At 45.9% G+C, this 21,171-nt stretch carries 18 protein-coding genes; 10 read left to right on the top strand and 8 right to left on the bottom strand.

From position 1 onward, the window contains the following. Nucleotides 1-789, top strand: a complete 789-nt coding sequence (locus tag AABA75_RS05790) for a hypothetical protein (RefSeq protein WP_338291606.1) — start codon at nt 1-3, stop codon at nt 787-789. A 452-nt stretch (nt 790-1,241) separates the two neighbouring features. On the opposite strand, the gene lpdA is transcribed toward AABA75_RS05790, so the two are convergent. The 6 genes from lpdA to ampD all read right to left on the bottom strand — a co-directional run bounded on the left by lpdA (nt 1,242) and on the right by ampD (nt 10,000). Beyond that, a complete protein-coding gene (gene lpdA, locus AABA75_RS05785) occupies nt 1,242-2,666 on the bottom strand; it encodes a dihydrolipoyl dehydrogenase (RefSeq protein ID WP_338291605.1) in 1,425 nt (474 codons plus the stop codon). Nucleotides 2,667-2,855: 189 nt separating this feature from the next. Then, the gene (gene aceF / locus AABA75_RS05780; RefSeq protein WP_338291604.1) at nt 2,856-4,814 is read right to left on the bottom strand and encodes a pyruvate dehydrogenase complex dihydrolipoyllysine-residue acetyltransferase; all 1,959 of its coding nucleotides are present in this window, start codon (nt 4,812-4,814) and stop codon (nt 2,856-2,858) included. Nucleotides 4,815-4,832: 18 nt separating this feature from the next. Beyond that, a complete protein-coding gene (gene aceE, locus AABA75_RS05775) occupies nt 4,833-7,505 on the bottom strand; it encodes a pyruvate dehydrogenase (acetyl-transferring), homodimeric type (protein WP_338291603.1) in 2,673 nt (890 codons plus the stop codon). Between the two features lie 102 nt (nt 7,506-7,607). Then, nucleotides 7,608-8,375: a pyruvate dehydrogenase complex transcriptional repressor PdhR gene (pdhR, locus tag AABA75_RS05770; protein WP_338291602.1), complete on the bottom strand. Its 768-nt coding sequence runs from the start codon at nt 8,373-8,375 to the stop codon at nt 7,608-7,610. Nucleotides 8,376-8,616: 241 nt separating this feature from the next. Beyond that, on the bottom strand, nt 8,617-9,513 hold the full coding sequence (gene ampE / locus AABA75_RS05765; RefSeq protein WP_338291601.1) for a beta-lactamase regulator AmpE: 897 nt from the start codon (nt 9,511-9,513) through the stop codon (nt 8,617-8,619). Beyond that, the gene (gene ampD / locus AABA75_RS05760; protein WP_338291600.1) at nt 9,452-10,000 is read right to left on the bottom strand and encodes a 1,6-anhydro-N-acetylmuramyl-L-alanine amidase AmpD; all 549 of its coding nucleotides are present in this window, start codon (nt 9,998-10,000) and stop codon (nt 9,452-9,454) included. Before ampD ends, ampE begins: the two co-directional genes overlap by 62 nt. A gap of 145 nt (nt 10,001-10,145) precedes the next feature. On the opposite strand from ampD, the gene AABA75_RS05755 reads away from it, so the two are divergent. The 8 genes from AABA75_RS05755 (at nt 10,146) to yacG (ending at nt 16,306) form a co-directional block, all read left to right on the top strand. Further along, nucleotides 10,146-10,622, top strand: coding sequence for a retropepsin-like aspartic protease family protein (locus tag AABA75_RS05755; protein WP_338294811.1), 477 nt, complete (start codon nt 10,146-10,148; stop codon nt 10,620-10,622). A 118-nt stretch (nt 10,623-10,740) separates the two neighbouring features. After that, nucleotides 10,741-11,661, top strand: a complete 921-nt coding sequence (gene nadC, locus AABA75_RS05750) for a carboxylating nicotinate-nucleotide diphosphorylase (RefSeq protein ID WP_338291599.1) — start codon at nt 10,741-10,743, stop codon at nt 11,659-11,661. Nucleotides 11,662-11,982: 321 nt separating this feature from the next. Continuing rightward, nucleotides 11,983-12,417: a pilin gene (locus AABA75_RS05745; protein WP_338291598.1), complete on the top strand. Its 435-nt coding sequence runs from the start codon at nt 11,983-11,985 to the stop codon at nt 12,415-12,417. Between the two features lie 82 nt (nt 12,418-12,499). Then, on the top strand, nt 12,500-13,714 hold the full coding sequence (locus AABA75_RS05740) for a type II secretion system F family protein (protein WP_338291597.1): 1,215 nt from the start codon (nt 12,500-12,502) through the stop codon (nt 13,712-13,714). 41 nt (nt 13,715-13,755) lie between these two features. Further along, complete coding sequence (locus AABA75_RS05735) at nt 13,756-14,646, top strand: prepilin peptidase (RefSeq protein ID WP_338291596.1); 891 nt, start codon at nt 13,756-13,758, stop codon at nt 14,644-14,646. Further along, nucleotides 14,643-15,251, top strand: coding sequence for a dephospho-CoA kinase (gene coaE / locus AABA75_RS05730; RefSeq protein WP_338291595.1), 609 nt, complete (start codon nt 14,643-14,645; stop codon nt 15,249-15,251). Before AABA75_RS05735 ends, coaE begins: the two co-directional genes overlap by 4 nt. A 55-nt stretch (nt 15,252-15,306) precedes the next feature. Further along, nucleotides 15,307-16,059: a cell division protein ZapD gene (zapD, locus tag AABA75_RS05725; protein WP_338291594.1), complete on the top strand. Its 753-nt coding sequence runs from the start codon at nt 15,307-15,309 to the stop codon at nt 16,057-16,059. Nucleotides 16,060-16,090: 31 nt separating this feature from the next. Continuing rightward, nucleotides 16,091-16,306, top strand: a complete 216-nt coding sequence (gene yacG, locus AABA75_RS05720; RefSeq protein ID WP_338291593.1) for a DNA gyrase inhibitor YacG — start codon at nt 16,091-16,093, stop codon at nt 16,304-16,306. 4 nt (nt 16,307-16,310) lie between these two features. Here yacG and AABA75_RS05715 read toward each other — a convergent pair whose 3' ends face one another. Both AABA75_RS05715 and AABA75_RS05710 read right to left on the bottom strand, forming a co-directional pair. Continuing rightward, nucleotides 16,311-17,642, bottom strand: a complete 1,332-nt coding sequence (locus tag AABA75_RS05715) for a M23/M56 family metallopeptidase (protein ID WP_338291592.1) — start codon at nt 17,640-17,642, stop codon at nt 16,311-16,313. A gap of 1 nt (nt 17,643) precedes the next feature. Further along, nucleotides 17,644-18,033 carry a BlaI/MecI/CopY family transcriptional regulator gene (locus tag AABA75_RS05710; protein ID WP_338291591.1) on the bottom strand — a complete coding sequence of 130 codons (390 nt, stop codon included), beginning with the start codon at nt 18,031-18,033 and terminating at the stop codon, nt 17,644-17,646. Between the two features lie 177 nt (nt 18,034-18,210). On the opposite strand from AABA75_RS05710, the gene AABA75_RS05705 reads away from it, so the two are divergent. After that, entirely contained in the window at nt 18,211-21,099 is a 2,889-nt protein-coding gene (locus AABA75_RS05705) for a reprolysin-like metallopeptidase (protein WP_338291590.1), read from the top strand. Nucleotides 21,100-21,171 lie beyond the last annotated feature (72 nt).

Genomic DNA, 21,171 nt, shown 5'->3' with positions numbered 1-21,171 from the left:
ATGCGTAATTTATTAATACTTTTACTGCTATTTAGCACCGGCACTATTGCAACAGCTGAACACTTTCCGGGCAAGTTTGAGGAAAAACGGGTCCCTCAAAATACCTTACTGCAATACAAAAAATCCAACATCGATGGTTCTCACGAAAGCCAGATAGCACTTTATTACCATGACGCACTGAATATTGAAGCATTCAAGTGGACACCAGGTAATGCCCGAGGCACCTCTGTTAACGCAACAATATCAGCAAAAACTTTAAATGTGATTGAGTTTAGCGCCGCATCGGTTATGGCTGATGGCTCGATTATCCCAAGAGCACAACTACGAGAAACTTCCCCCACAAGGTTTTCAGTCCAGCTGGGTGAGCAAAATACAGAGACAACGCTCAATGCAACCTTATGGCACAGCTATGATTTCGACTTTGCCAGTTTAGGCTTCGCTTACCGACATTTATCTGACCCAAGAGCAGATTTTAACTTCTCCATACTAGACCTGGACATGAATAAAAGCCCACCACCTTTCATCAAGTTCGGCGATGTTGTTATGCGCTTTGAGAATAATGAAGTCAAGCTTGGCAAAAACGCAGCACACTACACCATTAACGGGTATGGTTTGGATAATCGGGGCGGAAACATATGGTTTGATAGCCAAAGCAAACACTTATTATTGTTTGAAATTGAAAAGCCAGACGAACGCGGCTTTACATCCAATCGCCTGGAACTTGTAAAAACGGCAACAATGTCAGCAAAGCAATGGCAAGAGTTTAAGGTTTCTCGGTTGACCAAATAGCAGGAAAGAGTATTAGCTTTTCGTTTTTTTGTTTTGCAGCAGACCAAACATATCTGTGGTGTTTGAACCCAAAATCTTATTGAGCTTTTCCCGACAGGCTGAGCACATATCTTCACGTCCAGACGCCATTAAGCCGTTGCAATTAATACAACGGTTTTTATTGCTGAATCGCGGCGATGCTTTGCTTAAGTCGACATGTACCATATCAGTGTATAAATCAGTGTAACATGTCCGAAATATAGCCATATTCTGGTTCTGAAAAAGTCCGACAATAACAACAATATTTGTAAGTGATTTCTGACAAAATCGACTTCGGGATAATTATGCCACCCGAAAATTAAATCTTGTATAGTTTAATACTCAGCGGAGTGTTTTAAAAAATGTTTTTTTCTGGCTCAGCAACAAAAAAGGCCGCTTATTCAAGCGGCCTTTAAACTAACTAAAAAGCATCATTACTTTTTCTTTTTCGCCTTAGGGTTAGGCAAATCAGTAATTGAACCTTCGTAAATTTCAGCAGCAAGGCCGATAGACTCGTTCAAGGTGGGGTGAGCGTGAATGGTTAATGCGATGTCTTCGGCATCAGCACCCATTTCAACCGCCAAACCGATTTCGCCCAACATTTCACCGGCATTGATACCGATCATTGCACCACCTAATACGCGGTGAGTGTCTTTGTCAAAAATCAACTTCGTCATACCTTCAGTGCGACCAGAGGCGATAGCACGACCAGAAGCCGCCCAAGGGAACGTAGCTGTTTCAACTTTCAAGCCCTGCTCTTTGGCTTCTTTCTCAGTCACACCTACCCAAGCAACCTCAGGGTCTGTGTAAGCTACAGAAGGAATACAACGCGGGTCGAAGTAGTGCTTCATACCAGAGATAACTTCTGCTGCAACGTGACCTTCGTGTACCGCTTTGTGCGCCAGCATAGGCTGGCCGACTAAGTCACCAATGGCATAGATGTTGTTAACGTTGGTACGCATTTGCTTATCAACATTGATAAAACCACGCTCGTCTACGTTAACACCGGCTTTGTCGGCATCCACCAGACTGCCGTTAGGACGACGACCAACCGCTACCAATACTTTGTCGTAACGCACTGGTTCTGCTGGCGCTTGTTTGCCTTCAAAGGTGACATACAGGCCGTCATCTTTAGCTTCAACTGCGGTCACTTTGGTTTCCAGCATTACGTTGAACTTGTCTTTAACGTACTTCTGGTAAACCTTGATGATGTCTTTATCCGCAGCAGGGATTAACTGGTCCAGAAACTCAACCACGTCGATTTCACTACCCAGCGCACGGTATACGGTGCCCATTTCCAGACCGATGATACCACCACCTAACACCAGCATTTTACCTGGAATGTCTTCCATTTCCAGCGCGCCAGTTGAGTCGATTACGCGCGGGTCGTCATGCGGAATAAAGGGTAAGGTTACCGGCTCAGAACCGGCTGCGATAATAGCGTTATCGAAGTTAATGGTGGTAGCACCATCTTTACCTTCAACCACCATGGTATTGCTACCAGTGAATTTGCCGTAGCCTTGTACGTGTTTAACTTTACGCATTTTGGACATGCCAGACAGACCTTTGGTCAACTGACTAACAACGCTGTCTTTCCAGGCGCGTACTTTATCGATATCAATTTGAGGCTCACCAAAAGATACACCATGAGCAGCCATATCTTTGGCATCGTCGATAACCTTAGCAACGTGCAACAAGGCTTTGGAAGGAATACAACCCACGTTCAGACAAACACCGCCCAGGGTGTCGCGTGCGTCGACGATAACTGTTTCAATGCCTAAATCCGCAGCACGGAACGCTGCAGAGTAACCGCCGGGACCGGCGCCCAGCACTACCAGCTGAGTTTTAATTTCGCTCATGATGACCTCAAAATTGTGTATTTGGTTGTTCTATCTCGTTCTGCTGCATTCAATGAGGGCAGCAACTAACTCTTATTTTCGAACTCTTAAGTCCGTTGTTGGGTACAAACGCCGCAAGTGTAAACAGCTAAGGCGCGAAAGGCAAAGGCAGGAATGCTTTCCTGCCTTAATTGCTCTGCTCTGTTAGCTTTACATTACCAGGCGACGTATATCGCTTAGTACCTCAGACAGATGCACTGCAAAGCGCGCTGCCAAGGCTCCATCTATCACCCTGTGGTCGTAAGATAAAGACAAAGGCAAGGTCAACCTTGGCTCAAACTCTTTACCATTCCACTTGGGCTTCATATCACTTTTCGATACACCCAATATGGCGACTTCTGGCGCATTTACAATAGGTGTAAATGCCGTTCCACCAATTCCGCCTAAGCTGGAGATGGTGAAACAACCACCTTGCATATCTGCCGCCTTCAATTTGCCTTCGCGAGCTTTTTTACTGATATCCATCAGCTCGCGAGAAATCTCCAGCACGCCCTTTTTGTCCACATCGCGCACTACCGGAACCACCAAGCCATTTGGCGTGTCTACAGCGATACCGATGTGCACGTACTTCTTCAGGATCAGCGCTTCACCATTTTCCGACAAGGATGAGTTGAAAGTGGGATACTCCAATAAGGCACTGGCTGCGGCTTTCATGATAAATACCAACGGCGTGATCTTAACGCCCACTTTGCGCTTTTCATTAAGGGCATTTTGCTGTTTGCGGAAGGCTTCCAAATCAGTGATGTCAGCGTCTTCAAATTGCGTCACATGGGGGATAGTCACCCAGTTGCGATGCAGGTTTGGACCGGAAATTTTCTGAATGCGAGTTAACGGTTGCTCTTCAATTTCACCAAACTTGCTGAAATCTACCTTCGGCTGTGCCAGTACCTGCAGACCACCAGAACCTGCTGTAGAAGTTGCGGCATTGGCCTTTGGACGAGACAATTCATATTTAACATAAGACTGCACGTCTTCTTTTAAAATACGACCTTTGCGGCCCGAGCCAGAAACCTGACTCAAATCCACACCAAATTCGCGGGCCAAGCGGCGAATTGACGGCGAGGCATACACAGAACCTGACTTGGGTTTTTCCCCGGCAGAGGGATGATGCGGTACTGGTGGGGCTTTTGGCGCTGGTGCCGGTGCTGACGATGATGCAGCAGCAGGAGCCGGGGCACTTGCTGCTGGGGCAGGCGCTGGAGCAGGTGCTTCACCAGCTACTTCCAGCATAATTACAGGCGAGCCTTTACTCACCTTGTCGCCGGTTTTAACCAACATTTCTTTTACCACACCGGCCTTAGGTGAAGGTACATCCATGGTGGCTTTATCGGTTTCCAGGGTAATGAGTCCGGTTTCAGCATCGATGCTGTCACCGACACTTACCAATACTTCAATGATATCCACATCGGTGGCATCACCAATATCAGGGACAGTTACTTCCATTACGCTGCTACCAGAAGAAGCAGCGGCAGAATCTGAACTTGTTTCAGCAGCAGGTGCAGGCGCCGGGGCAGTCTCTTCACCAGCACTCTCACTGGTTTCCAGCAACAGCACCAAGCTGCCTTGAGAGACCTTGTCTCCCACATTGATCTTCAGCTCTTTTACCGTACCGCCTTGGGGGGATGGTACGTCCATAGTGGCTTTATCGGTTTCCAGGGTAATAAGGCCATCTTCCGCTTCCACCGTATCACCGGCTTTTACAAGTACTTCGATAACGTCTACATCTGCGGCATCACCGATATCGGGGACCAACACCTCAATAACGCTACTGCCGCCAGAAGCAGGTTTAGGTGCTTCTGCTGAAGGGGCGGAAGCCGGAGCTGGTGCCGGAGCAGGTGTAGCTTCTTCTGCAGCGTCTCCGCTGGCTGCCTCAGCAGAGCCTGCTTCAATTTTCATGATCAGTTTGTCCTGACCCACCTTGTCGCCTACAGCCACAAGAATTTCACTGACTTTACCGGCAAATGGCGCAGGAATGTCCATGCTGGCTTTGTCGCTTTCTACCGTGATCAGCGCATCTTCCGCTTCAACAGTATCGCCAACACTGACACACACTTCGATAACTTCGACTTCTTCTCCGCCCACATCCGGGACTAAAACATCTTTGCTCATTGCTCTTCTCCCGGTTGATTACGCGTACAGCGGATTGAGTTTGTCAGCTGAAATACCAAATTTCTCAATGGCATCAGTCACCACTTTGGCATCGATATCGCCGGCTTTCAGTAATTCGCTTAGTGCCGCAAGTACCACGAACTTGGCGTCCACTTCAAAGTGGTGACGCAAATTAGCTCGGCTGTCAGAACGGCCAAAACCATCAGTACCCAATACCTTGTATTGCCCTGGTACATAAGCGCGAATTTGCTCAGCAAAAGACTTCATGTAGTCAGTGGCGGCAATAGTTGGTCCTTTAGCGCCAGCTTCCAGCACTTCAGTGACGTAGGCTTTTTGTGCATCAGCAGTTGGGTTTAACATGTTGTGACGTTCAACGTCCTGACCGTCGCGGCCAAGGTTGTTAAACGAGGTAACGCTGTAGACTTCTGCAGTCACACCAAAATCTTCTGCCAGCAGTGCAGCCGCTTCGCGCACTTGCTCAAGAATGGTACCGCAACCTAATAACTTAACCGACAGCTTGGATTTTTTCGCTTCTACGGTATCCAGCTTGTAGATACCTTTTACGATACCTTCTTCAACACCATCAGGCATGGCTGGTTGAACGTAGTTTTCGTTCATTACCGTGATGTAGTAGAACACGTTTTCCTGTTCCTGGAACATACGGCGCATACCGTCTTGCACAACGACTGCGACTTCGTAACCGTAGGTTGGGTCGTAAGTAATACAGTTAGGAATCGTATTGGCCTGAACATGAGAATGACCATCCTGATGCTGCAAACCTTCACCGTTGAGGGTTGTACGACCGGCCGTACCGCCCACCAGGAAACCGCGTGCTTGTGAATCACCGGCGGCCCATGCAAGGTCACCAATACGTTGGAAACCAAACATTGAGTAATAGATATACACCGGGATCATGGGCAAATCATTGATGGAGTAGGATGTACCTGCCGCCAACCAAGACGCCATTGAACCTAACTCGTTAATCCCTTCCTGTAGTACCTGACCTTTTTTATCTTCGCGATAGTAGGCAACCTGATCAGAATCTTGAGGTTCGTATTTTTGGCCTTCATGGGCGTAAATACCCACTTGACGGAACAAACCCTCCATACCAAAGGTACGCGCTTCATCAGGAATGATAGGTACTACGCGCTTGCCGACTTTCTTGTCTTTCAGCATGGCGGTCAGTACGCGTACAAATGCCATCGTAGTAGAGATTTCACGACCATTGGAGCCTTTCAATACCGCATCGAAGGCGCTTAGAGGTGGAGCTTCAAGGGTTTCTGAGCTTTGCGGTAGACGCTTGGGCATATAGCCATTGAGGGACTCGCGACGCGCTCTAAGATAGCGCATTTCCTCGCTGTCTTCGTCAAACTTGTAGTAAGGCAAATCAGCAAGCTTTTCATCTGCCACCGGGATGTTGAAGCGATCGCGGTATTCTTTAATGGCCGCGGTATCCATCTTCTTAACGTTGTGGGCGATGTTCTTACCTTCACCAGCGGTTCCCATGCCATAACCTTTAACAGTTTTCGCCAGGATTACCTGAGGACGACCTTTGGTTTTAGTGGCTTTGTCATATGCCGCGTATACTTTCACCGGATCGTGACCACCGCGATTCAAACGCCAGATGTCATCATCAGACATATTGGCTACCATCTCTTTCAGCTCTGGGTATTTACCAAAGAACTTCTCACGGGTGTAAGCACCGCCTTTGGCTTTAAAGTTCTGGTATTCACCGTCGACGGTTTCCATCATCAGATCCATCAGTTTACCAGAGGTATCGCGAGCCAATAGCGGATCCCAATATCGTCCCCAGATAACCTTGATCACTTCCCAACCTGCACCGCGGAAAGTACCTTCAAGCTCTTGAATGATCTTGCCGTTGCCACGCACCGGACCATCAAGACGTTGCAGGTTACAGTTGATGACGAAGGTCAGATTGTCCAGGCCTTCGCGCGCAGCTAAGCCGATAGCACCCAAGGATTCTGGCTCATCCACCTCACCGTCTCCCATAAAGCACCAAACCCGCTGATCTGAGCAGTCTTTTAAGCCACGGTCAGTGAGGTACTGTAAAAAGCGTGCCAGGTAAATGGCTTGCATTGGACCCAGTCCCATAGAAACGGTGGGGAATTGCCAGAAGTCAGGCATCAATTTCGGGTGTGGATACGACGATAACCCTTCGCCATTGGCTTCCTGACGGAAATTATTCAGCTGTTCCTCGGTTAAACGACCTTCAATATAGGACCGGGAGTAAATACCCGGCGCCGAATGGCCTTGCACAAATAAATAATCGCCACCGCCATTCTCACCCGGAGCACGGAAGAAATGGTTAAAACCCACATCATAAAGCATGGCTGAAGATTGGAAACTGGAGATATGCCCACCCAATTCCAAATCTTTCTTAGAGCCGCGCAATACCATCATCATGGCATTCCAGCGGATCACGTTGCGGATCTTGGCTTCAATCGTTTGGTCACCCGGCATTGTCGGCTCTTGTCCGGCCGGAATGGAATTGATATATGCCGTTGTGGATTTGTGTGGTAAATGAACGCCACTGCGACGTGCTTTATCGATCAAAGATTCCAGCAGGAAGTGAGCGCGATCTGCCCCCTCTTCTTCCAGTACTGCATTGAGTGCTTCTAACCATTCTTGCGTTTCTTGTGGATCCAAGTCTGGTTGCATCGTATCAGCCATGCTGTGTTCCTATATTTGTCGTTTTAACCTTTAAGTCCAGGTATCAAAACCAGAACCTACCATAGTAAAAGGGACGAATCGCAGTGCGACTCATCCCGAATTTTAATGGGAGTGTTCGCTCCCCACCTCAATGCGGCGCAATGCGCGCTGCATTTGAGAATCCTCTGAATTAATTTCCAGAAGGGTTTTTTCTATAAATGCCAGATGCTCATTACTGGCCTGGCGCGCCAGTTCCGGATTCCCCGACACTATCGCGGCTACAATCTGTTTGCGCTGCTGATGGATTTGACGATAAGCCTCAGGTCGCTTGCGCAATAATGCCAGGTTGCCTTCGATATTGTCTTTCAACACATCCAACAAGTTGCCCATGATGTGCAGCAAAACCACATTGTGAGAGCCTTTGGCCATACAGAGATAAAACTCCACCAGCGACTCTGCCTGCTGCTCTACGCAATCCTCTTTATAAGCCACCTCAGTTCGAGTTAGCGCTTGATTCAGGGCCATAAAATCCCCTTCATCACCACGCAACGCGGCGTAATAAGCTGCCATCCCTTCCAAAGCGTGACGAAATTCCAGCAAGTCAAACTGACTCTCAGGATAGGTAGCGATTAACTGCATTAAAGGATCAGTCACCTTAGGTGCCAGTTTATCGCTAACCCAAGTACCACCACCCTGTTTGCGCAGCAGTAAACCTTTGGCTTCCAGTTTTTGTATCGCTTCGCGCAATGAAGGTCTGGAAACATTAAACTGTTCGGCTAGCTGTCTTTCCGGAGGCAGTTTTTGCCCGGCCAGAAATTGCCCTTCCAACAACATGGCTTCCAATCGTTCAACAATAATGTCAGACAATTTTTTATTTTGTATTTTTTGCATCTGTATCTGTTGAGTTGAAACTATTCAACCAGTCTTTTTCGTCAGTGTTTACCACTTTACGAAAAGGTAAATTGGTCTTACCAATTTTTGAAGGATATCGAATCTGCTTGCTCAGGTAAAGCCCATCGGGTTTTCAGATTACTAAGTTGTAGTCGCTAAATAGCAAAAAGGCCACGTAAACCGTGGCCTTTTTCAGTATCGTCAGCGCTGGTCTGACCTCGATATATGAACCTGTTTTTGGCTAATTTATCCACCCACCAAGGGTTAAAACAGCTGTTACTGCCAACAAAAGCATCATATTGCGCTTAGCAAGTCGCAAAAGCGTGCAGGGTTCTTCTGTGCAATCCATGGTATCGGGTTCCACCTCCTCACTGGACTTCGCTACCTGGGTCACGATATCGCGGGCACTGATAGTCAAATCAAATAGATAGCTACTGAAGGACTTCACCCCCTGAGTAAAATGCCCCACCAACAAAAAGCCGCAAGCAGCGATGCGCGCCGGTACCCAATCCAGAATAGTCATGACTCTGGCTGCCACTTTACGTTGCGACTCATCTGGCGCCTGGCTTTCCAGCAATCGTGCCGTGAGATACATCACCGCCCCGGTACCACCCAGAATTAAGAACCAGAATGCAATGGCAAAATAATAGCGAAAGTTAATCCACACCATGTGCTGCCCAAATGAAATTCCATTAGCTGGTATAAACTTCAGTTCCTCAGCGTATAAATCACGGGCGGCAAAATCGCCGCGATTGGAGGCTTGCAGATATCCTTTAAATTTGGCACGAATATGAGGACAGCCAACAGCAATAAATAACACCACCAGATTTAACACCAAGGTAAGCAAACTGCTTTCCAGGTTCAAAAAGATCCACCACATCACAAGCGTGGGCATGGCCACAGCAAGATAAATTTGCCAGGCGTTTGTTGTATATAACCAACCCTTTGAGCGCAAAAAATCAAGATAAGGCAACATATACGTTTCACTGCGCCAGATATTCGACTTGGTAGTCAATCTTTCCAATGCAATGACGAGTAACAAGCTGATCAGGGTCATGTAAGTTCTCTTAATGTAGTTAAAGTGCCTGGCGATAGCGGCACCAATCAAAGGCGACGCCTGGATCGGTTTTTCTGCCAAAGGCAATATCATTGTGCCCTACTATACGCCCTAAGTTAATGCCTGGATATTGGACCATCAAACATTTTGTGATTGCAACAAGGGTTTCGTACTGGGCATCTTCATATGGTGTCTCATCAGCTCCCTCAAGCTCGATACCAATACTGAAATCATTGCAACGCGAAATACCCTGGAATGCAGAAAGTCCCGCATGCCAGGCTCTTTCGTCAAAACTGACAAACTGAGTAATCGCCCCTGTGCGTTCAATTAAGCAATGGGCAGAAACCCGCATTTGATAAATCTCTTTAAAAAACACATGCTCTGCAGGATTTAACTTACCAATGAAGAAAGGCTGCACGTATCCGCCACCAAATTCACCGGGCGGTAAACTGATATTGTGAATAACCAGCAACGATGGGCTTACGCCCTCAGGTCTCTGATCAAAATGAGTCGTTACGCATTTTTCAACCTGTTGCAACCACCCGTTTTTGATATCCAATGATTTCATCCTAAATCTTTATTTGTACGTATTATTACATGATTTTTTTGGAATTTAGCGTCAGCAGTGTTAGTTTTTGTTGGCATTTTTTCCCTTTTATTTGGAGCAACTTTTGTCGGCTGAACAAAAAACCACTTCACGATTAGGTACGGGCATGTTTATTCTGGCCTGGCTAGTTGGACTTGCATTGATCAGCGTGCTTTTTGAAGATTCTCTGTTGGCACAATTCAATCCCAATGAGCGACCCGAAAGTCGGTACGAAAACGGCAAGCCAACTGTAGTATTGAAGCGCAACCGCTATGGACATTACGTTTCCAGTGGCAAGATCAACGGTCAAGAAGTTGTATTTTTAGTGGATACCGGCGCCACTAACGTTTCCATCCCGTTGGCAGTGGCAGAAAAGCTAGGTCTGCAAAAAGGTGCTCCAGGCAGAAGCATCACTGCCAACGGAACCGTCACCGTATACCGCACCAGCATTCCTTCTCTGGAATTAGGTAACATTCAGCTTACTAATGTTATCGGTAATATTAATCCTGGCATGCAAGGACCGGAAATATTGTTGGGTATGAGTGTCTTAAAACAGTTAGAATTTTCGCAGCGCGGTGACACTTTAACGCTGAGACCTTTGTGACAGGGTGGATTCAGTGACGTGTGGAATCAAAAAGCAATTGTAAGATACTTCGCCTTTGTATACAGTCGCGCGTCTAAACAATTCGCCCCATTTAGATTAATTTTAGTGCAATAAGCTCATGACCCAGTTCCAGACTTTACTCGACGCCGAGATCACGCTGTCAGTGCTCACCAGTCTCTGGCAAGACCTCGGCGAGTCCCCTTTCCAACAGTTAGCAAACGGCATTCCGACGCCAGAGATTGCCAAACAACAACTGCGAGCTATGCTCAATTACGATGTTACCGCCAGCCTGATTGCTGAAGACGACACGGCACATGCGGCAGTGATCTGCAAAGAAAATTGCATTTTTGTGGGTAAAGCTTGGGTAGAAGAAACCTTTATGTTGCTCGATGATGGCCTCGACATAATATGGCATACTCAAGATGGCCAAGCCCATCAAGCTGGTGATACTCTGTTTGAGATTATAGGTAATACCCGTGCAATTCTCACCGGGGAACGCACCGCTCTCAACTTCGCTCAGACTTTATCTGCAACGGCCACTGAAGTAGCTCATTACGCTGAATTATTAGTCGGTTTTAATACTCAGATATTAGACACCCGAAAAACTATTCCCGGCCTGCGTTATGGGCAAAAGTATGCGGTTACTTGTGGTGGTGGTGCCAATCATCGCATTGGTTTGTACGACCGATTTCTGATAAAAGAAAATCACATCATGGGTTGTGGCAGCATCACAGCGGCAATCACAACAGCCCGGAAAAGAGATAACCGCTTGCTGGTTGAGGTTGAAGTGGAAAATCTATCAGAGCTTAAACAAGCTATCTCTGCAGGAGCCGACATTATCATGTTAGATAATTTCAGCCTTGCTGATGTGGAAAAGGCCGTTGCCATAAACCAAGGACAATGCAAGCTGGAGGTTTCCGGTAATGTAGAAGCAGAGCGTTTACATGAAATTGCCAATACAGGGGTAGATTTTATTTCCTCTGGCGCCATTACCAAGAATATTAAGGCTATCGACCTCTCTCTGCGGTTAAGCAATTAACCCAATTAACAATCCAATCTTCAGCTGACCTCCTGAATAGCGAAAATGTTTTGTGAGCAACTTCACAGTTCAGGAGGTTTTTCGTACAAAAAGTCGTCGTTTGAGAATCAGTTATCAAATTACATCCTTTTACAAGTACAAATTTGTGTCTAATCTTGTCGATACAAACTTAAGAAGGGTTGGCAAACTTGCCCAATGAGAATTGCCTTCTATACTGAGTTTGGAAAGCCCGGAAATTTTTCAATTCTGATAAATGACTGGTCTGACTTAAAATAAAGCTACAAATATTAAGCCGCATAATTGCGCAACTGGAGATAGAAAATGAATCAAGTCGAAAACAACCAAAAAGGTTTTACACTGATAGAACTGATGATTGTTGTGGCAATTATCGGTATTTTGGCAGCCATTGCCCTACCTGCCTACCAGAGCTACTCTGCTCGGGCTTCCTATAGTGAAGTCATCTCAGCAGCCAGCCCTGCAAAAACAGCCATGGAAGTGTGCGTGCAAACCGGCTCTCCAGCGGATTGTTCTACGTTGACAGTACAATCTGGTTGGACAGCTTCTGATTTGGTGAACACTATCGCATTTGGCGGAGCAGGTACCGGAGGTGACCCCTACACCATCACAGTGACGCCGGCTGCCAGTGTAGTAAGTGGTATCACTGCAACTGAGACCTATACTCTGTCTGGTGTGGAATCCAATGGAGCCATTACCTGGACTCAAGGCGGCGGCTGTCAGGCAGCAGGTCTGTGCTAATCTAAACTTTTCGATTAAAAGCCCGGTGTAAGCTGGGCTTTTTTGTTTATAGTTAAAGATAAAAACAAAAACAGCGGTCACGATGGCAGTAAAAGAAGCAGAAAAACCCGAGTTTATCTGGACGGGAAAAAATAAAAAGGGCCAGACAGTTAAAGGCGAATTTATCGCCGACTCCATGAACGATGCTAAGTCGATTCTGCGTCGTCGCGGCATATCTGTTACTAAAATAAAAAAAGCACCTAAGCCCCTGCTAGGCGGCGCCAAGATAGAAGCGCTGGACATTTGCAACGTTTCGCGACAAATTGCCACTATGTTATCCGCAGGGGTAACACTTATCCAAACCCTGGAAATGATCGGCCAAGGCCATGATAAAGCGCCCATGCGCAAGATGCTGGGACAAATCACCCACGAAGTGCAATCCGGCCAACCTTTGTCAAACTCACTGCGAAAATTTCCCGATTATTTTGATGATTTGTACTGCGACCTGGTGAAAACCGGTGAACAGTCGGGTGCCTTGGAAAATATCTACGACCGTATCGCCACCTACAAAGAAAAAGCGGAAGCGCTGAAATCGAAAATAAAAAAGGCTATGTTCTACCCTGTGGCGGTCGTGGTGGTGGCTTTCATTGTTACCACCATTTTATTGATTTTTGTTGTACCTCAGTTTGAGGAAATCTTTGCTGGGTTTGGCGCGGAACTCCCGGCCTTCACCCAATTCGTACTCAATATTTCTAATTTTGTGCAAAACAACGGCCCGTTCATCGCGATGGGCATGGTGGCATTTGCGTTTTTCTTTAAACGCGCTTATAAAAATTCACAAAAACTAAGAGATACTTTAGACGCTAAACTATTGAAAGTACCCGTTATCGGAGAAATTTTGGTGAAAGCCTCCATCGCCCGTTTTACCCGAACCTTATCCACTACATTCGCTGCCGGCGTTCCACTTATTGAAGCATTAGAATCGGCGGCTGGCGCTGCGGGCAACGCGGTTTACCGCGACGCAATTCGTTACATGAAATCTGAAGTAGCCGGTGGTGAGCAAATGAATATTGCCATGCGCAGCACTAACGTTTTTCCGCCAATGGTAGTGCAGATGGTGGCCATAGGTGAGGAGTCAGGTTCAGTTGATGATATGTTAGGTAAGATAGCGACTATCTATGAACGTGAAGTAGACGACATGGTAGACGGTCTCACATCTTTATTGGAGCCAATCATTATGGCCGTTTTAGGGGTGGTGATAGGCGGATTAATCGTTGCCATGTATTTGCCTATATTCCAACTGGGCATGGTGGTGTAAACTGCCCTCAAATCCTGATTGCAAAGATAAGAAGAACATAAATGGAGCAATTGTTACTGGTATTTAATACCTGGCCTTGGGTGTTTTACGGTTTCGTCTTGTTTATCGGTTTAACCGTTGGCAGCTTTTTAAATGTCGTGATCTATCGTCTCCCGGTGATGATGGAGAAAGAATTCAAGCATGCCTGCGAAAGCCATTTTGACACCCAGATTGTGAGCAATTCCCCTGCGCCGACGCAAACCGATCGATTCAATCTGGCTATTCCAGCGTCCACTTGCCCTAAGTGTGGCCACAAAATCAAAGCATGGGAAAACATTCCCGTCTTAAGCTGGATTTTACTCAAAGCTAAATGCAGCCAATGTAAAACCAAGATTTCGGCTCGATATCCCACAATCGAAGCATTAACAGGGGCACTGAGTGTCGCTATGGCCATTTATCTCGGCCCGACTTTGGCACTATTCATGGCATTGATTTTTTTGTGGAGCCTCATTGCTCTGACATTTATCGATCTGGACACCATGCTACTACCGGACCAAATCACCCTGCCGCTGATGTGGTTAGGATTATTGTTAAGCCTGAAAGGTATATTCATTACCCCAGATCAAGCTATTTTAGGTGCTGCGCTGGGTTATCTGAGTCTCTGGAGCGTTTATTGGGTTTTTAAACTGGTAACGGGTAAAGAAGGCATGGGTTATGGCGACTTTAAGCTACTGGCGGCATTAGGCGCCTGGACTGGTTACGCTTATCTTCCAGTGATCATCATACTGTCCTCCTTCGTGGGCGCTATTATCGGCATCGCCATGATGATCACTAAAAAGACTGAAAAAGGACAAGCAATCCCTTTTGGTCCCTACCTTGCTATTGCCGGACTCATCACCTTCTTCTTTGGCGAAAGTATTGTTAACCACTACTGGCAGTTTATTCTCTCATGAGCAATTTTATTGTTGGATTAACAGGCGGAATCGGGTCGGGAAAAACCACAGTTTCAGATCTATTTAAAGAGCATTATGGCATTGAAGTAGTGGATGCCGATGTCATCGCACGTGAAGTGGTGCAACCGGGTAGTAAAGCACTTGCCGCGATAAGGGATAAATTTGGTGCAAGTATTTTGTCCCAAGAGGGTACCCTGGATAGAGCACAATTACGCACACGGGTTTTTGCTGATCCTGCGCTTAAAACCTGGTTGAATGAATTACTCCACCCCCTCATTCGCGAACAAATGCAAATACAATGTCAGCAAGCGAAATCCGATTATGTTCTTCTTTCTATCCCATTACTGGTTGAAAATCAGCTACAACACCTGACTGACCGAATTTTAGTGGTAGATTGCCCGGAAGCAATTCAGCTACAACGAGCAACAAGCAGAGATGGGGTTGGAGAAGCACAAATAAAAAGTATAATGCAATCTCAGGCGAGCAGAGAGCAACGCCTTGCAATTGCTGATGACGTGATTGTAAATGACACTGACAAACCTCATTTGTTGACCAAGGTTCAAACCTTGCATAACAAATATAAGGCGATTGCCCAGAGCATTTAGGCAATCGACTGTTTTTTCACCTAAAATACGAATAACAACATACTGAGCTGGTTACATGTCGAATACTGTTTACGAATTTCCATTAAATGAGAAAGTGCGCACCTATTTGCGTTTGGAACAGTTATTCAAACAACTGCACTCTGCCCGGGATTGCTCGGAAGATTGGCAGTTTATTCACTTTTTTGACTGCTATTTTACTTTATTGGAATTGCTGGAGCGCATTGACATGCGTACAGATATCCTCAAAGACATCGATAACCACGAAAAAAATCTGCGCTTGTGGGCACAACATCCCAAGATCGACAAAGAAGCTCTGGACCTTGCCCTGCAACGCATCCTTGAGCTAAAAGCAAAACTGAAAAGTAGTGCCAAGATAGGTGCGGGTCTGAAAGGCGAGCGATTTTTGCTATCCATAAAACAACGCTTTTCAATTCCTGGTGCCACCTGTAGTTTTGATTTACCCAATTTACATTATTGGTTGAAGCAGTCAGATAAGGCCATTGCTGCCGATATTGATCGCTGGATTAACGAATTTACCCTCATCCAGCAAGCCATCGAAATTACCTTATCTTTCTTACGGGAGCGCGGACGCTTTGAAGAAGTTGAAGCCGTCAAAGGGTTTTACCAAGGAGTTGCGGACGAACGCAATGACCTGATCCGCATTCACTGCGCCTCAGATAGCAATTATTATCCCACCCTCAGTGGCAACAAATATCGCTACGCGATACGTTTTATGCTGTTTGAGCCCGATGAATTGGGTCAGGTGTCGGTTGATAAAGCCATAAATTTTAAATTAGCTTGCTGCTAACTAATATCAATTTATACAAGGTACACTCGCAATGAAAGTCAATTGCCCTACATGTCAGACTCAAATCGAGTGGTCTGCAAATAATGAACATCGCCCTTTTTGCAGTAAACGCTGTCAGCTTATCGATTTAGGCGAATGGGCAGACGAAAGCCATACCATATCAACACCGCTGTCTCAGTCTTCCAATATCAATATTGATCCAGAAGATATCGAAGAAATGCTGGCTAAACAACAAAACCAGCACTAATTTGTTAATCGAGTACCGTTAAGAGATCGATGCGTCGCTCATTGTTTAAGATTTCAAGATGCAAATGGGGTCCAGTCGCCATCCCGGTAGCCCCCACCGAACCGATAGTTTGTCCTTTGTAAACCTTCATACCCGGTTTCACCCTGATCTCATTCAGGTGAGCGTATAGACTTTGATAGCCATTGCTGTGTTCGACTAAAATAACGTTTCCATACTTGCTGGATAAGGTTGAGTTATCTGCAATAGTTACGACTCCTTCAGCTACAGGTGTTACGGGTGTCCCCTCTGGTACACCAAAATCCACACCACCGTGTTTTCGGTAATTTCTCAATCGCGAAACATGACCATAAGGTGAGGTCACATTTAAATCTGCCAATGGATAAGTCCACCTTATTTCGCCATCTGTCTCTTGAACGATACTTTCATCAAACAAGGTATTTGCCCATGTTAAACTGGTAAATAATGCTGCAATTATTGCAGACAATAACAGCGCACCCATGCTTTTCTGAGGCTGTAAAATAAGCTGCAAGCGACGTTTATTGTCCCTTGCATCGAACTGTCCGGCTGTAAAACAAGACACTACATTTGCAGAGGGAGTCGATGCAAGCTTAAATCCATTGAGTAACGCTCTGGCATACTGAACAGGAGAAATATTGTGGCTTTTGATGGTGTTGAGATCACAGCGGTATTCCATTGCCTTTACAAAGCCCTTCTCCATCTTTCTGATGAAAGGATTAAACCAGCAAACAATTGTAATCAACCGCCATACCAATACTGATATATGATCTCGATTTTGAATGTGGCTTAATTCATGGCACAACAACACTTGTTGTTCAGTCTGTGGAAAATCAAAAAACTGTTGTGGCACATAAATCCTGGGGCGCAATAATCCTGAAACGAAAGGGGAGCAATTTAGCGGCAGTTGATACACTTTGAAGCCTAACCTCTGGGTTTCAGTGGCACTCTGACATAAGCGACACAAAGCACAATACTGCTTGCAAAAGCGAGTTAATTTCAGCGTAAAGACAAACAAATATGCAAGCACTAGAATAATCATTGCCCGGGAAGTATATAAAGCACCATTATCTCCCGTTGGAAACACCGTTCCCACTTGTGTAAAAGCAGATTGAAACTCCCCTAGCAAGAGTACTTCAGGAATGCTCATTACTTGCGTAAAAACGACGGGCAAGGTAATAAACGGCACAAGTGTTAAAAACAATATGGTCCACCAAAGAACAGTATTTTGCGGGGCATGCTGCGCTAACACATTAGCGATGAGTAGCAAGAAACCGCTCAAAAAACACCAAACAATCACGTCGACAAATGGTTCAGGCATCTTAGTTTGCCTCCCCCTTGTGATTGTCCTTATTACTGGGAGATGACAATAGCAACTCTAATTCAGCAAGCTCTTCAGAACTCATTATTTTGCTGTCGGCAAACATGGCGACGGGTAAGGGTGAGTCCAGTTCCATGATCTGTTTGGCAAAATCCTGAGCCAACAGTGCCAACGTGGGCATCTTTTCCAGTTTGGCACTATAGATCTTTTTATTGCCTTGCATTCCTTCTGACAACAGACCTTTAGCGCTCATACGTTCTAAAGTCTTGCGTGTTGAGGAATAGCCCCACCCAAAGCGCTTACTGAGAGCATCATGGATACCTTTCCCGGTTCTGGGCTGGCTCTGCCACAATAATTTGAGAATAGTGAGTTCGGTAGAGTTGGGTTTCATAAATCACCTAAAGTGTGACAGTTGTCGCACTTTAGCAAACAGACATGTGCGACACAAGTCACACATGTCTGTTTATTCGATAAAAGTTCATTGCTAACTATTTGCAATCTCATGAAAATTAGGGCAATTTAGTTCTCAAGAAAAACAACAACAATTAATTCAGGGATGAAAATCGTAATGAAATCAGCGCTTTCCATACTTAGTCTGATATCGGCACTAAGCTTACCAGGCACCGCCTTCGCAACCAATGTACCCCAACAATTTTCCAATATTCCGGCTAATCAAATCTATTACCACAATGACAATAATCTCGTTGTAGGGATAAACAGATCAGAATTTGAAGGTAAATATTCAAAGGCACTATTAACCTTACCCATCGAACAAGAGCTTATCAGTATCCCCGTTGCACAAGTCAAAAACGCTGGAGCTTCGCACCAATTTGTTAGCCAAGATTTTGTTCATTCAGGCATAGACTACCGCATTATTTATACTCAAGGTAAAAACACAGCAATGGGAGAAATTGTCGGTAACGGGAAACGCCTGCTTTTCGAAGTGCGCGACAACCAATCGTGGCAAGTGGACATAAGCCAGCTTGCCCTGCTTCACGGTAATTACGAAAATGATACGCTGGGCTCACCAATGCAGTCGCCGAATTCGTATCAAGAAATGGCTGAATCGGAGACAAACGAATATACCGTTGTAGATGTGATGTTGTTATTTACGCCAAATATCAGAGCTGCTTACCCTGGTGAAATGTCATTTACGCTGATGAACCATCTGGTGGAAAAAACCAATCAATCATTTGTTGATAGTGGTATTAATGTGCAATTGCAGCTGGTTCGCAGTGAACTCGTCAATTACAGCCAGCCATCATCTTATTTAGCCTTAGACGATCTCGTTGGCGCTCTGGACGATGACCCTGCTACCGCTGTCGATACCTCATTGAGATCGATCGCAGCCTGGCGCGATGAATCAGGCGCTGACATCGTAGCTATGATCCGTACTCATGACCTGAATGAGCGTGATGCTTGCGGTAGAGCAACCTTTCCAAATACGGTGCCAGGTGTACTGGCAAACGTCAGCAATGTAGGCATCAGTGGTGGTTCTAATTGTATCAATACCTTCACTCATGAAATTGGCCATAACTTTGGTGCTGGTCATCAGTGGCGAGATGGAGCGAGTGTAGGCTCATACAGCTTTTCTGGCGCATTGTTAGTACCGGGTCAGTACAATACAGTGATGAGTAGTATCGGCACAGGTGATGAAAACCGAAACTATAAACTTCCTTATTTCTCAAACTTGTCCTTTAGCTGTGGCGGCCAGGTATGTGGCGACGGTGTATTTGCTGATAATGCGCGTACCATCAATATAACGGCCGCTCAGAACGCTGGCTTGAGAGAGTCAGTTTTTACCGATGAAGTGACGATTCCAATTACCAGTGTTACCGATATTGATGGTGACGGAGTTAATGACAGGCTAGACGCTTTTCCATTTTCACCAGAAGAAACTCAAGATTCCGATGGTGACGGTACTGGCGATAACAGCGATGCGTTTCCCAATGACAGTATGGAGTGGCTGGATACAGACGGTGATGGCATCGGTAACAATCAGGACACTGATGATGACAATGACGGAGTTGCAGACACTTCAGATCAACTGCCATTAAACCCAGAGGAATCTTTGGATAGCGACGGGGATGGCATTGGCAACAATGAAGATGCTATTCCGAATAATTTTCAGGAATTCAGAGATTTAGACCTAGACAATACCGGCGACCTGAGTGATCTGGATGATGATAATGATGGCGTAGAGGATTACTACCTACCCACAGCATTAAGCCAAAGCAACATATTAATTGTTAGTGCGAATAGCAATCAAATTATTGAATTTGATGCCCAAACAGGTGACTTTATCGGTGTTGCTGCAACTGTCGACGAGGGCGGACTAACTTTCCGTTCCGATATTCAAGTCAACAGCAGTCAGCAAGTATATTTTATCGCATTCAGTGACGTGTATCGCTTAGACAGACAAACCGGCGAAGTTATTAATGCTATCGATCGCAGCCAGTTAGCGACAAACTTTCCGGCCCATCTTTTGTTTCGCGGTGATCAGCATTTATTGGTGAACAATGGTCTGGGCTATTCTTATCTTGATGGTGTAGCAATGACCAGTACAGGCAATAGAGTCACCAAGCAAACTTTCGACACAGCAGTATGGCGCGACGTGTTATTACAGAGCAACAATACGCTACTGGTTGCATCACGCAGCAGTAATGAGCTTCGGATTTTGAACGACAATGCAGGGAATTCAACGGGGACCGTTTTTGCTAATGTCAGACTCAATAAACCGGAACATTTAGCCAAAGACGCCAATGGCCTGATATACGTAAGTAATGCGGGAAACCGAAATATCACGCAATATACGGCTAGCGGTGAGTACCTGAGTGAATTTATCAGTGCCGGGAGAGGCGGTTTGGGCATGCCTGGCTGCTTAACAATTGGACCTGATGGTGACTTTTATATTTGTAGCAGTGATACCAACCAGGTATTGAAATTTGACGGTACGACAGGTGCATTTGACTCGGTGGTGATAGACGCTGGTGTCGGTGGGCTAAATAAACCAGTGGGTTTAGTGTTCGTTGGTAAGGCTTTGGACGAACAACCCTACAACGACGCTCATGACACAGACGGTGACGGCATACTTAATAGTGAAGATGACTTACCCCTCGATTCGAGTTCAGCTATCGACACCGATGGTGATGGTATTGGCAACGAATCAGACACGGATGATGACGGTGATGGCATGCCAGACTCATTTGAAGAAGACTTTGGCTTGGATCCCTTAGATCCAAGCGACGCCGCTGTAGATACAGATGGTGATGGTGTAAATAACCTCACTGAATACAATCAAAATACGGATCCAACGGTGGTTGACAATACGCCACCACCGGCCCCTGTTGCGCCTCCAAGCGGTTCAGATAACGGTAGCAGTGGAGGTTCTTTGGGAATTGCCGGATTACTGTTTCTGATATTTGCTACGAGACGTAAGATCTATTGCAGAGACTAATTACTACCTGCTATGCCCGTCACTAACTGAATGGTGACGGGTCTAAATCCTGACAAAGCAATAGGCACAAGG

Source organism: Planctobacterium marinum, from assembly GCF_036322805.1.
GTDB classification, from domain to species: Bacteria; Pseudomonadota; Gammaproteobacteria; order Enterobacterales; family Alteromonadaceae; genus Planctobacterium; species Planctobacterium marinum_A.
The sequence above is the reverse complement of the archived record's forward strand: the minus strand, read 5'-3'. Positions and strand labels throughout refer to the sequence as shown.